This window comes from Nonomuraea sediminis (assembly GCF_018531495.1).
GTDB classification, from domain to species: Bacteria; Actinomycetota; Actinomycetes; order Streptosporangiales; family Streptosporangiaceae; genus Nonomuraea; species Nonomuraea sediminis.
On the sequence record NZ_JAHDTI010000019.1, the window covers coordinates 176,093 to 189,115 of the forward strand.

At 71.2% G+C, this 13,023-nt stretch carries 11 protein-coding genes; 1 reads left to right on the forward strand and 10 read right to left on the reverse strand.

The window, feature by feature from the left end:
* Nucleotides 1–45: 45 nt before the first annotated feature.
* The 9 genes from KIK09_RS51045 to KIK09_RS51085 form a co-directional block, all read right to left on the reverse strand.
* Entirely contained in the window at nt 46–819 is a 774-nt protein-coding gene (locus tag KIK09_RS51045; protein WP_214326854.1) for a class I SAM-dependent methyltransferase, read from the reverse strand.
* Nucleotides 819–1,499 carry a DUF4191 domain-containing protein gene (locus KIK09_RS51050; protein ID WP_214326855.1) on the reverse strand — a complete coding sequence of 227 codons (681 nt, stop codon included), beginning with the start codon at nt 1,497–1,499 and terminating at the stop codon, nt 819–821. Before KIK09_RS51050 ends, KIK09_RS51045 begins: the two co-directional genes overlap by 1 nt.
* Nucleotides 1,500–1,543: 44 nt before the next feature.
* Nucleotides 1,544–3,871 carry a beta-glucosidase gene (locus KIK09_RS51055; RefSeq protein ID WP_214326856.1) on the reverse strand — a complete coding sequence of 776 codons (2,328 nt, stop codon included), beginning with the start codon at nt 3,869–3,871 and terminating at the stop codon, nt 1,544–1,546.
* A gap of 114 nt (nt 3,872–3,985) precedes the next feature.
* The gene (gene lipA / locus KIK09_RS51060; protein WP_214326857.1) at nt 3,986–4,915 is read right to left on the reverse strand and encodes a lipoyl synthase; all 930 of its coding nucleotides are present in this window, start codon (nt 4,913–4,915) and stop codon (nt 3,986–3,988) included.
* A gap of 52 nt (nt 4,916–4,967) precedes the next feature.
* Nucleotides 4,968–5,933 (reverse strand): M48 family metalloprotease, encoded by a 966-nt coding sequence (locus KIK09_RS51065; protein WP_214326858.1) that lies wholly within the window; start codon nt 5,931–5,933, stop codon nt 4,968–4,970.
* 12 nt (nt 5,934–5,945) lie between these two features.
* Nucleotides 5,946–6,617: a lipoyl(octanoyl) transferase LipB gene (lipB, locus tag KIK09_RS51070; RefSeq protein WP_214326859.1), complete on the reverse strand. Its 672-nt coding sequence runs from the start codon at nt 6,615–6,617 to the stop codon at nt 5,946–5,948.
* 47 nt (nt 6,618–6,664) lie between these two features.
* Nucleotides 6,665–7,402: a Type 1 glutamine amidotransferase-like domain-containing protein gene (locus KIK09_RS51075; RefSeq protein ID WP_214326860.1), complete on the reverse strand. Its 738-nt coding sequence runs from the start codon at nt 7,400–7,402 to the stop codon at nt 6,665–6,667.
* A gap of 37 nt (nt 7,403–7,439) precedes the next feature.
* Nucleotides 7,440–8,333 carry a TIGR01777 family oxidoreductase gene (locus KIK09_RS51080; protein ID WP_214326861.1) on the reverse strand — a complete coding sequence of 298 codons (894 nt, stop codon included), beginning with the start codon at nt 8,331–8,333 and terminating at the stop codon, nt 7,440–7,442.
* A gap of 775 nt (nt 8,334–9,108) precedes the next feature.
* Nucleotides 9,109–9,687 (reverse strand): winged helix-turn-helix transcriptional regulator, encoded by a 579-nt coding sequence (locus tag KIK09_RS51085; RefSeq protein WP_214326862.1) that lies wholly within the window; start codon nt 9,685–9,687, stop codon nt 9,109–9,111.
* Between the two features lie 61 nt (nt 9,688–9,748).
* Between KIK09_RS51085 and KIK09_RS51090 the strand changes: the two genes are divergently transcribed.
* Nucleotides 9,749–11,086, forward strand: coding sequence for an MFS transporter (locus KIK09_RS51090; RefSeq protein WP_214326863.1), 1,338 nt, complete (start codon nt 9,749–9,751; stop codon nt 11,084–11,086).
* Nucleotides 11,087–11,951: 865 nt separating this feature from the next.
* On the opposite strand, the gene sucB is transcribed toward KIK09_RS51090, so the two are convergent.
* The coding region (gene sucB / locus KIK09_RS51095) for a 2-oxoglutarate dehydrogenase, E2 component, dihydrolipoamide succinyltransferase (RefSeq protein WP_214326864.1) at nt 11,952–13,023 on the reverse strand (1,072 nt) is incomplete at its 5' end.

The window sequence follows — 13,023 nt, forward strand, 5'->3', positions numbered from 1 at the left end:
TGTCAGAGCCGACCCGGCTCACGGGCGGGTCGGCTCACGGCTGGGTCAGCTCGTGGGGCGGGATGTCAATGTGAAGATCGCCGTGCCCGGGAGGTGCCGTCCGCGCAGCGGGCTCCATCCGCCCCACACCCGCTCGTGGCCCTCGGGCCATTCCGGCTCGAGCAGCCCCTCCACCGTCAGCCCCGAGGCGACGACCGCGGCGACCCAGTCGCCCATCGTGCGATGGTGCTCGACGTAGGTGACCGTACCGTCGGAGTCCCTCTCGACGTACGGCGAGCGGTCGAAGTACGACCGGTCGGAGGTCAGCCCGCGCGGCCCCGGATCGTCGGGGAAGGCCCACCGGATGGGGTGGCTGACGGAGAAGACGAAGCGCCCGCCGGGCCGCAGCACCCGGCGGACCTCGCGGAAGACGGCCGCGGGGTCGGCTACGAACGGCAGCGCCCCGAACGCCGAGCAGGCCAGGTCGAAGGCGGCATCGGCGAACGGCAGCTGCTCGGCGTCGGCCTGCACCACCGGCACGCGAAGCCCGCTGTCCTCGTCGATGCGCTGGGAGTGGCGCAGCTGCCGGTGGGAGATGTCGAAGGCGGCCACCCTGGCGCCCTGGGCCACCAGCCAGCGGGCGCACTGCGCCGCCCCGCAGCCGATCTCCAGCACGTCGCGCCCGCGCACGTCGCCGAGCAGGCGCGCCTCGGCCTCGTCGACGCCCTCGGGGCACCAGACGAAACCGGTGTCACGCAGGAACTCGCCGTGCTCGAGCTGGTAGTCGTCGGCGTTGCCGTCCCACCAGCCGCGGTTGGCGCGCGACGAGACCGAGCCCACTAGCGCATCTTCGGGCCGCGCGGCATCCGGGTGCCCTTCGGCATCGGGCCCTTGGGCATCGGCATGTTCTTCGGCAGCGAGCGCAGGCGGTCCTTGACCTCGTTGACGGCCGGCTTCTTCAGGTTGCGCGGCAGCTTCATGATCTGCCGCTGCAGCTTGGAGATGGGCACCTGGCCCTCGCCGTCGCCGGACTGGATGTCGTAGATGGTGACGTCGAGCACGACGCGGGCGACGCGCTTCTTCTCGGCGGCCAGCATCTTGGCCACCCGGTTGCCCGGGCCCTCCGACACCAGCACCACGCCAGGGGCGCCGACCACGAGGTGGATCAGGTCCTGGTCGCGGTTGACCGCGATGGCCGGGGTGACCTGCCAGTTGCCCCGCATGCCCTGCAGCACCGCCGCGGCGGCGCCGGTCTGGCCGTGCAGGATGCTGTACTGCGCACGCTGCGCCAGCTGTCCGAACACGACCAGGCCCACGCTGATCGCCGCGAGGATGCCCAGGAAGATGGAGTACACCAGGTAGCCCGTCACCAGGCCGATCACGACGATCACCGCAAGCGTGGCCACCGCCGAGAGGAAGACGATGGGCATCCCCTTGGGATTGGCCTGCTTGATGATCTGTGCGATCATGCGGAGCTGCTTGATACGCCCCGGCTTCTCTGGATCTTCGGACTTCGCCATGTTCCGAGGATACAAACCCGAGCCGTCCGAAAGGAAAACGTGACCTACAGCGTCGCCGAGAGCGAACGGTCCGCGTAGGACCTGCCGGCCTCGACGGTGTGCGGTCCCGGCACGGCCTGCCAGCCGTCGGCGGTCCACTCCTGGAAGGCGCGCTCCGGCAGGAAGACCGTGGTGACCACCGACTGCCCAGGATCGGCCTCGACCACGTCGAACCCGGCCAGCGCGCCGTTCACGTACACCTGCACGACCTCCCGGCCCCGCCGTCCGCCGGTGTTGGTGACCTGGACGCTGACGCTGCGGTCCTCGGCCGCGATCGAGTCGTACGACCAGGTGGTGTAGCCCAGGCCGTGGCCGAACCAGAACGCCGGCTCGGCCGTCCAGCCCCGGTAGCCGATCCTGTCCCCTTCGGAGTACGGCACGGCCCCGTCGGCCGGCGTGACGTTGACCACCGGCGCGTCCTCCAGCCGCCGCGGCCACGTCGTGGGCAGCCGCCCGCCCGGCTCGGCGTCGCCGAACAGCACGTCGGCCAGCGCGCCGCCCGCCTCCTGGCCGGGGAACCAGGTCAGCAGTACCGCCGCCACCGACTCCAGCCACGGCATCTCGACCGGCGACCCGGCGTTGACCACCACGATCGTGCGCGGGTTGGCCGCGGCCACGGCGGCGATCAGCTCGTCCTGGCGGCCGGGCAGCTTCAGGTCCTTGCGGTCGAAGCCCTCGCTCTCCACCTCCAGCGTGGTGGAGGCGACCACGACCGCCACGTCGCTGGCCTCGGCGACCCGGACCGCCTCGGCGATCAGCTCGTCCTGGCCGGGGGAGGGGTTGGCGTGCCCGAGCGTGAACGCGATCAGGCCGAAGCCCTTCAGCGCGCCCGACGGGTGCCTGACCGTCACCTCCACGGGCGTGCCCGCCCGCAGCTCCACCGCGACGCGCCGCTCAGGCGGCGCCAGGAACGCGGCGGCCGGGTCCTCGCCGTCCAGCGACACGGTCTCCTCGAGCACGGTCCGCCCGTCCACGGTCACCTTGAACGCGCCGACGCCCGCGACGGAGAACACGTGCTCGCCCGACAGGTCGGGCGTGTAGGTGGCGCGCAGTTCGACGAAGGCCAGCCGGTCCTGGTCCACGCCGTCGGGCAGCTGCCCGATCCAGCGGGCCTCGGTGGTGGCCAGCCGCTCCTCCGCCAGCACGTCGCCGTCGGCGTCCATGAAGTAGGCCCTGGTCGGGATCGTCAGCGGCGACAGCCGTACCCGGGGGTCGGTGCCGAGCGCGTAGCGGACCTCGACGCCGTCGCGCTCGCGCAGGCCCTGCAGGGGTGAGACGACGCGGTCGGGGAAGACCTGGGCGCTGCCGCCGCCCATGATGCGTGCCTCGTCCGCGGCGCTGCCGACCAGGGCCAGCGTGCTGACGTTCTCCAGCGGGAGGATGCCGCCCTCATTCCTGACCAGCGTGAAGCCGCGCGCCGCGACCTCGCGGGCGAGCGCGACGCCGTCGATCTGCTCCTGATCGGCGGCGGTACGGCTCGCGCCGCCGAGCGCTCCGACGCGGTGCGCCAGGCGGAGGATCCTGCGGACCTTGTCGTCGACGACCGATTCGGGCACCCGGCCCTCGCGGACCGCCTCCTCGAGCTTGTCGCCCCACGGCCCGTGCGGACCGGGCATGGCCACGTCCGTGCCGCCCAGCGCCGCCGGCTCCGTGGAACGCACCGCGGTCCAGTCGGAGACCACGTACCCGTCGAAGCCCCACTCGTCCTTGAGCACGCCGTTGACCAGGTCCGAGTGCTCGGTCATGGTCGTGCCGTTGACCGCGTTGTAGGCGGTCATCAGGCCCCACGCCCCGGCGCCGACCACCCGCTCGAACGGCCGCAGGTACACCTCGCGCAGCACCTTCTCGGTGACCTGGACGTTCACGGTGAAGCGGTCGGTCTCGAAGTCGTTGGCCACGAAGTGCTTGGGCGTGGTGCCCACGCCGCCCTCCTGGACGCCCTCCACGTACGCCGCGCCGACCTCGCCGGTCAGGAACGGGTCCTCGGAGAAGCACTCGAAGTGGCGGCCGCCGAGCGGGGTGCGGTGCAGGTTGATCGTGGGTGCGAGCAGCACGTGCACGCCCTTGCGCCTGGCCTCCTGGGCGAGCAGGCGGCCCACCCGCTTGACCAGGTCCACGTCCCAGGTGGCGGCCAGCGCGGTGGGGCTGGGCAGCGCGATCGACGGGTCGACCGCGCTCCACTGCTCGCCGCGCACGCCGATGGGGCCGTCGCTCATGACGAGCCGGTCGAGGCCGATCTCGGGGATCGCGGGGAGCGACCACATGTCCGCGCCGGTGAGCAGGCGGATCTTGGTGGGCAGGTCCAGCTTGTTGATCAGGTCATCGAAGTCCACACGCACAGTGTTAACCCGAATACCGAGTTATCGATAGGTTTGTTACCTTTGTGTTATCTCCTGTAAAGCAAAAGACCGCACCCCGATCACCGGGATGCGGTCTGTGTGAGTGGTCTAAGCGGTCTGACGCGCCTCGATCGCCTGCTTGTACAGGCGGCCCGCCCGGTAGGACGAGCGGACCAGCGGCCCGGACATGACGCCCGCGAAGCCGATGGCCTCGGCCTCGGCCTGCAACTCGACGAACTCCTCCGGCTTGACCCAGCGGTCCACCGGGTGGTGGCGCGGCGTCGGGCGCAGGTACTGCGTGATCGTCAGCAGGTCGGTGCCGGCCTCGTGCAGGTCGCGCATCGCCTGGACGATCTCCTCGCGCTCCTCGCCCATGCCCAGGATCAGGTTGGACTTGGTGACCATCCCGGCCTCGCGGGCCATCGTGATCACCTTCAGGGAGCGGTCGTAGCGGAAGGCCGGGCGGATGCGCTTGAAGATGCGCGGCACGGTCTCGATGTTGTGCGCGAACACCTCGGGCTTGCTGGAGAAGACCTCCTCCAGCTGCTCGCGGTTGCCGTTGAAGTCGGGCACGAGCAGCTCGACGCCGCAGCCGGGCAGCAGCGCGTGGATCTGCCTGGCGGTCTCGGCGTACAGCCAGGCGCCGCCGTCGGGCAGGTCGTCGCGGGCGACGCCGGTCACCGTGGCGTATTTCAGGCCCATCTGCTGGACCGACTCCGCCACGCGGCGGGGCTCGTCCTTGTCGTACTCCTTGGGCTTGCCGGTGTCGATCTGGCAGAAGTCGCAGCGGCGGGTGCACTGGTCGCCGCCGATGAGGAAGGTCGCCTCGCGGTCTTCCCAGCACTCGTAGATATTGGGACAGCCCGCCTCTTCACAGACCGTGTGCAGGCCTTCCCGGCGCACGAGCGATTTCAGCTCGGTGTACTCGGGGCCCGTCTTCAGCTTGGTCTTGATCCACGGGGGCTTGCGCTCGATAGGGGTCTCGGCATTGCGCACCTCCAGGCGGAGGAGCTTCCTGCCTTCAGGAGCAACCGTCACCCTCACAGCTTACGACGCCCGTGCGAGCGACCACGTCCGGGCCACGCTCCCGTCAAGAGATCAGGCCGAAACCTCGGATCGCGCGCGTGTAGTGCTTGAGGAGTTCGTCGTCGATGCGGTCCGACTCGGCCAGCGCGAGCAGCTCGCCGTCGCCGCCCGCCGTCAGCACCGACGAGCGCTCGAGCGCGCCCTGCCTGATCTGCTGGACGCTCTCGCCGCGCAGCGCCGCGGCCTGGATCGGCGCCAGGTAACCGCCGGTCGCCATCAGCCGGTCCAGCTCGTCCAGCTCACGCTCGCTCACCAGACGCAGCGCCCGCGCCCTCCTCCTGGCCTCGGTACGGCTCTCGCCCGCGCGGGCCAGGCGCCTCAGCGCGAACTCCACCGCGATCACCGGGGCGCCCAGCACCCGGCCGGCGATCCGGCCGAGGAAGCTGGTGGCCTCGTAGCCGCCAGGCGAGGCGGCGATGCCCAGCGACGCCTCGGCGATCTTCACCTGCGCCTCCTCGCGCACGGTCATCGGCCCGGCGCCCAGCAGCCCCTCCCGCCACTCACCCAGCGTGCCCAGCGCCGTCTCCACCGTGCGCTCCTCGGCGGTCGGCACGTCCGCGAACGCCTTGGCCAGCAGCGTCACCCGCTGCTTGGGCGTCAGCGCCAGCCACAGGGGCAGCCCGATCACCAGCGTCGGCGTGCGCAGCAGGCCCATCCGCTCGTAGCGGGCGTCCGTGGCCAGATCGCGTACCGCGATCCTGGCGGGTCCGCGGACGCCGATCCGTTCGGCCACCCGGCCGGCCGTGCCGTACAGCTCAGCGGCGGAGGAGCGGTCGAGCACCTCGGCGTCGGCGGGCAGGCGGCCCAGGCGCGGCCGTACGAACCAGCCGATCGCGACGAGGAAGCCGCCGGCCAGCCAGGCGAGGAAGGAGGAAGCGTGAGCGGCGACCAGCCAGCCGCCGGTCAGCACGAAGGCCAGCGTGAGGAGATGGACCGCCAGCGAAAGCACGAGGGCTAATGGGCGCTTCATCTCTTGATCGTACTATCGGCGGAGCAGATCTTCCTCGTGCAATTCGTAGGCCTCCACGCCCAGCCATTCGGCCAGCCGCTTCTCCATGATCGGCATGACCTCGTCGGCCACGATGCGCCGGCCCGTCTCCGCCGACAGCGACGAGACACCCACACCGGGGATGCCGCACGGGACGATCCTGTTGAACCAGCGCGGGTCGTTGGCGCAGTTCAGTGCGAAGCCGTGCATCGTGACGCCGCGCTGCACCCGGATGCCGACCGCGCCGAGCTGTCGGTCGGGCAGTCCGAGCGTGGTGTCACCGGCCGCCCACACGCCGCCGTGCCTGGGGGAGCGGCGCGCCGTCACGCCGAAGTCGGAGCACACCTGGATCATCGCGTCCTCCAGCCGGCGCACGTACGCCGTGGGGTCGTCGATCCCGATGATGGGGTAGCCGACGAGCTGGCCGGGACCGTGCCAGGTGATGCGCCCGCCACGGTCGACGTCGATCACCGGTGTGCCGTCCGCGGGGCGCTCGTGCGGCGCGGTCCGCTTGCCCGCCGTGTAGACGGGCGCGTGTTCGAGGATCAGGACGGTGTCGGGCAGCTCGCCGGCCACCCGCTTGCCGTGCACCCAGCGCTGGAGTTCCCAGGCCTGCTCGTAGGGGACGTCGACACCGAGCCTGACGACGGCCAGTCCGTCGTGCATGGGGCGCATGGTGCCATTGTGCCGTTCCCTCACCCATCAAGGGTAATTCAGGACGTCAACAGCCGAGGTTCGATCCTGAACTCCTTCACGCCGTCGGCGCCGTCGTGCTCGATCCGGTAGGCGTAGCCGCCGGGGTCGACGGACACCGCCTGGATGAACTCGGTGCCGACGTAGTGCAGCCCGACGCCCTCGTCGGCGGCGTAGCCGTCGGGCAGCTCGCCGCTGGCCACCGACGCCTGCAGCAGCGCGCGGCGCTGCGGCTCGGAGTTGTAGTGCACGCCACAGCTGTAGGGCAGCAGCGCCATCCCGTCGGCCCAGACCCGCAGGTCGGGGCCGAAGGAGTCGGTGTTGCCACCGACGTGCCAGCACAGCGCGCCCGCGCTCTGGCCCGACAGCACGACGCCGGCCCGCCAGGCCTCCTCCATCGCCTCGTCGAGCCCGTGCAGCCGCCACAGCGCCATCAGGTTGGCCACGCTGCCACCGCTGACGTAGATCATGTCCTGGTCGAGCACCCAGGCACGCGGATCCTCGACGTTGGGCATGGGGAACACCGTCAGGTGGCTCAGCTCCACGTCCCACCCGGCGAAAGCGCCGTACATCGTCAGCAGCCAGTCGGGGCCGTCGCCCGTCGCCGTGGCCAGCAGGCCCAGCTTGGGACGGTCCTGACCGGTCAGATCGAGGGCGTAGCGCAGCAGGGGGCTGGCCTCGAGGAAGCCCTGGCGCTTGGTCTGGCGGAACGATCCACCGCCGATGGCGAGAATGTGAGACTGCCCTGATCTGGTCATTTTCGTATTCCCCACGTGCTGTTGGACGAACGGCACACTACAGTACGGCGCGCAGCGCCTCATCGAGGCGTGTATGCATGAAGCGATAGCCGCTGTCCACCAGCTTCTTGGGCAGAATCCGGTGGCTTGACAGCAAGCCGACTCTGGCAAACTCACCGAGTCCGAGCTCTAGTGCGAATGCGGGCGCGGGAATGGGCATTGTGCCCTTGTGCAGGGCTTTTCCGAGAGTTCTTGTGAATTCCGCATTGGTGACCGGGGTGGGGGAGGCCATATTAACCGCCCCCCCTATTTCCCGATTTTTCAGGATATGGAGGGTGGCGGCAGTCCAGTCGTCCTCCGTGATCCAGGACCAGAATTGTTTGCCGCTTCCCAGCGGGGCGCCCATGCCCACCTTGAAGATGGGCAGCATTCTGCGCAGCGCCCCACCCCGGCCGCTGAGCGCCAGCGTGGTCCGCAACTGCACCGTCCTGATGCCCGCCTCCTCGGCCCTGCGCGCCTCGCTCTCCCACTGCTCGCACAGCTGTGCCAGGAACCCGTCGCCGCGCGGGGCGTCCTCGTCGATGACCCGGTCGCCGGTGTCGCCGTAGAAGTCGACCCCCGAGGCCGACACGAGCACCTCGGGCGGCGTCTTGAGCCTCATGAGCGCCTCGACCAGCGCCCTGGTGCTCGCCACCCGGCTCTCGACCAGGACACGCTTGTAGGCGGTGCTCCACCGCTTGTCGGCCACCGGCGCGCCCGCCAGGTGAACCACAGCGGTCGCACCCTCCAGCGCCGCCTCGTCGACCACGCCTCTACCGGGGTCCCACGAAGCCTCGTCATCGGCCCGCGCCGCCCGCCGTACCAGCCGGACGACGTCCTGCCCATCCTGCCGCAACGCCCGGACCAGCCCACTCCCCAACAACCCAGACGCCCCGGTCACGATGATCGCCATACCCCCACCCTACGCGCCCCCCCACCCCCCACCACACCAGCCACGACACACCCCCCACCGCCCCGCCCCACAAGCCCCAGACGGCCACCGGAGCCCTACGCGGCCACTCCCAAGCGGCGTGTCACGCGGCCCCCAGAACGGCCACCCCTAGGCGCCGCGTCGACGAGACGTGGTGCGGCGGAGCCCGGCGCCCTCGTACGGCGCCCACCCGGAAACCCGTGCGCGCGGTCACCGAAACCCCGGATGGCAGCCGGGGCCCCGCATGTCTGCCCAGACGCCGGGTCACTGGAGCGTCCGCCGCTCCCAGGCGCCGGGTCGGCGAGATGTGGTGCGGCGGAGCCCGGCGCCCTCGTACGGCGCCCGCCCGGAAACCCCGTGCGCGCGGCTACCGAAACCCCGGACGGCCACCGGAGCCCTGCGCGGCTACTCCCAGGTGGCGGGGTCGCCGGAGCCCCCGGAACGGCCACCCTGGGCGCCGGGTCGGTGAGATGTGGTGCGGCGGAGCCCGGCGCCCTCGTACGGCGCCCGCCCGAAACCCCGGGCACGCGCACCCGGACGGCCACCGGAGCCTGCGCGGCTACCCCAGGCAGCGGGTTATCGGGCCTCAGGAACGGCCACCCCTGGGCGCCACGTCGGCTACTCCAGGTGGCGGGTCACTGGGCCCCGTACGGCCACCCCTGGGCGCCGGGTCGGCGAGATGTGGTGCGGTGGAGCCCGGCGCCCTCGTACGGCGCGGAAACCCCGGGCGCGTGGTGAGCTTCGAGCGGTGGGGTGGTTAGGCGGTGCGGTGGGTGAGGCGGTGGGCGCGTTGGCGGCAGGTGGGGGAGCAGTAGCGGGCGGGTCGCCCGGTGCGAGCCGCAGGAAAGGGCATCCCGCAATGCGCGCAAACCCGCTCGTTTCGTGACACCGGACTTTCGTTACGGGCCGGAATTTCGTTACGTGACACCCCACGCGTGTCGTAACGCGTCCTGGCAGCCGCGATCTGCTCCTGATGATCCTCCGTCCAGTCCACCAGCGCCTGGATCATGACGTGCAGCGTCGCCCCCATCGGCGTCAACTCGTAGTCCACCTGAGGCGGCACCACGGGATGCACGGTCCGCCGTACCAGCCCGTCCCGCTCCAGGTGTCGCAGCGTCACGGTGAGCATCCGCTGGCTGATCCCGTCGATCTCGCGCCGCAGCTCCGTGAAGCGCATGACGCGCCGCTCCAGCAGCGCGATGACCAGCAGCGACCACTTGTCGGCGATCCGGTCGAGTATCTGCCTGACCTCGCAGTCCTCCCTGGCGTCCCACTGGAACGGATCGCTGTCGGTGTCGGCGCAGCGACCGAGTGACTGAGAAGTGCCTTCTTCCATACCTCGTCATGGTGCCCCAGGATGCGACTGGTTACAACAAAGAACCAAGAGGTCAACAGAAATGACATCACTGCGCGGCCGCTCGCTCGGCCTGCTGCTCGTACTGTGCGGGGCGATCTTCCTCGAGGGCATCGACATCGGGATGCTGAACGTCGCACTGCCGTCCATCCGCGCCGACCTGGGCCTGTCGACCGGCACGCTGAGCTGGGTCGTCGGCGCCTACGTGCTCGGCTACGCGGGCTTCATGCTGCTCGGCGGCAGGACCGCGGACCTGCTCGGCAGGCGCCGCATGTTCCTGCTGTGGCTGACGGTGTTCATCGCCTTCTCCGGGCTCGGCGGGCTCGCGACCGAACCGTGGATGCTCATCGTGGCGCGTTTCGTGACAGGCGTCGCGGCCGCCTTCATGACGCCCGCCGGATTGTCCATCATCACCACCGGCTTCGCCGAAGGCCCGCAGCGCGACAGGGCGCTGATGATCTACGGCGCGACCGGCGCGGGCGGCTTCTCCCTGGGCCTGGTCGCCGGCGGCTTCCTCGCCTCGATCGACTGGCGCCTGGTCTTCTTCGCCCCGGTCGCGCTGGCGTCCGCCATCCTGCTCGCCGCTCTGCCGCTGACGCCCCGCGACGTGCCGGGCAAGCGAGGTGAGGGCTTCGACCTGCTGGGCGCGGTCACGATCACGTCCGCCATGGTCCTGCTCGCGCTCGCCGTCACCCGCCTGGAACACGGCCTCGGCACCCTCCCCATCGCCGCGTTCGCCGCCGGTGCGGCCCTGTTGTGCGCCTTCGCGCTCATCGAGCGCCGCTCACCCAATCCGCTGGTACGGCCGGCCATCCTGCGCACCGGCCGCCTCCTGCGCGCCAACCTCACGGCGCTGCTGCTCGCGGGTTCGTTCATGGGCTTCCAGTTCGTCGCCAGCCTCTACCTGCAGGAGCAACGATCCTGGACGCCGCTGCAGACCAGCCTGGCGCTGCTGGTGATGGGCATCGACGCCGTCCTGGCACCCACCCTCACGCCCGTCCTGGTCCGCCGCTACGGCACCGCCCGCGTGATCCTCGGCGGCATGCTCCTCGCCGCCCTGGCCTACGCCCTGTTCCTCCCCGTAGGGCCCTCCTGGACGTACGCGGCCATGTTCCCCAGCTTCCTCCTGGTAGGCCTGGCCTTCACCCTCGCCTACGGCCCCCTCACCATCGCCGCCACCGACGGCGTCCCCGCCGAGGACCAGGGCCTCGCAGGCGGCCTCCTCTACACCTTCTTCCAGTTCGGCGCCGCCCTGGGCCTCTCCGCCGTCACCGCCACCGCCCCCAACCTCCCCCTCTCCCTCCTGATCCCCCTGACCGCAGCCCTCCTAGGAGCCCTGACCACAGCCACCCCCCTCCGCACCCTCACCCCAACCCCCTAACCGAGGTACGGCCCGCGAGATGTACGCGATGCGTGCCGGATACGTGGGCTGGGCGCCGAGTGTGGGACGCGTGCCGGATTCGAGAGCTGGGGGCCGAGCGTGGGACGCGCTGGGTGCGAGGGCTGAGCGCCGGATGCGGGGCACGCGCGGGAAGCGTGAGACAGGCGTCAGAGGCGCCAGACGAATGCCGAAGGCGACGTCCGCCCGGAGGCCCAGGCGCCGGGTCGGCGAGACGCGGTGCGGCGGAGCCCGGCGCCCTCGTACGGCGGCCAGCCCTCAGACCTCGTACGGTGGCCAGCTCGCGGGCCTCATGCGGTGGCCAGCCCTCGAGCCTCGTGGGACGCGCTGGGTGCGAGGGTTGAGCGCCGGATGCGGGGCACGCGCGGGAAGCGTGAGACAGGCGTCAGAGGCGCCAGACGAATGCCGAAGGCGACGTCCGCCCGGAGGCCCAGGCGCCGGGTCGGCGAGACGCGGTGCGGCGGAGCCCGGCGCCCTCGTACGGCGGCCAGCCCTCAGACCTCGTACGGTGGCCAGCTCGCGGGCCTCATGCGGTGGCCAGCCCTCGAGCCTCGTGGGACGCGCTGGGTGCGAGGGTTGAGCGCCGGATGCGGGGCACGCGCGGGAAGCGTGAGGCAGGCGTCAGAGGCGCCGGACGAATGCCGAAGGCGACGTCCGCCCGGAGGCCTCCCCAGGCGCCGGGTCGGTGAGACGTGGTACGGCGGAGCCCGGCGCCCTCGTGTGGCGGCCAGCTCGCGGGCCTCGTGGGTCACGGCGAGGCGTGGGAAGGCGAGGAGCTTGCCGTACGGAAGGGGAGCGGAAAGCAAAACGGGCCGGGGAGGTGTCCCCGGCCCGTTTTGGGTGGTGATCAGGCGAGGCCGAGTTGGGCCTCGAAGCGGCCCTCCTCCAGGCGCTTCTTGATGGTGACCAGGAAGCGGGCCGCGTCCGCACCGTCGACGAGGCGGTGGTCGTAGGTCAGGGCCAGGTACACCATGGACCGGACCGCGATGACCTCGCCCTCAGGCGTGTCGACGACCACGGGACGCTTGACGACCGCGCCCGTGCCGAGCATGCCGACCTGCGGCTGGTTGAGGATCGGCGTGTCGAAGAGCGCGCCGCGGCTGCCCGTGTTGGTGAGCGTGAAGGTGCCGCCGGTGATCTCGTCGGGCGTCACCTGGTTGTTGCGGGTGCGCTCGGCGAGGTCGGTGACCTTGCGGGCGAGCCCGGCCAGGTTGAGGTCGCCGGCGTTCTTGACGACGGCCGCCAGGAGACCGCGCTCGGTGTCGACCGCGACGCCGAGGTTCTCGACGTCGAAGTAGGTCACCTCGTTGGTCTCGTTGTTGATCGTGGCGTTGAGCTTCGGGTGCTGCTTGAGCGCCTCGACCGTGGCCATCGCGAAGAACGGGGTGAAGGTCAGCTTCACGCCCTCGCGGCGCAGGAAGTCGTCCTTGGCCTTCGCCCGCAGCCGGGCGATCTTCGTGACGTCGACCTCGACCACGGTGGTGAGCTGCGCCGCGGTCTGCAGCGACTCGACCATCCGCTTGGCGATCGTCTGACGCAGCCGCGTCATCTTCTCGGTACGGCCGCGCAGCGTCGTGTCCACCTCGACCGGCTCGGGAGCCGTGGTGACCGGGGCAGCCTGGGCGGCGGCGGGAGCGGGAGCGGCGGCAGGAGCAGCCGGGGCGGCGGCGGCCGGAGCGGGAGCGGCCGCGGCGGCCTGCTCGCGCTGGGCCTTGGCGGCCTCGAGCACGTCCTGCTTGCGGATGCGCCCGCCGACACCGGTGCCCGTGACCGAGTCCAGGTCGACGCTGTGCTCGGCGGCGAGCTTGCGCACCAGCGGCGTCACGTACGGGCTCTCACCCGCGGAAGGCAGCGGTGCGGGAACAGCGGCCGGGGCGGGCGCGGGCGCGGGAGCCGGAGCAGGCGCGGGAGCCGGGGCC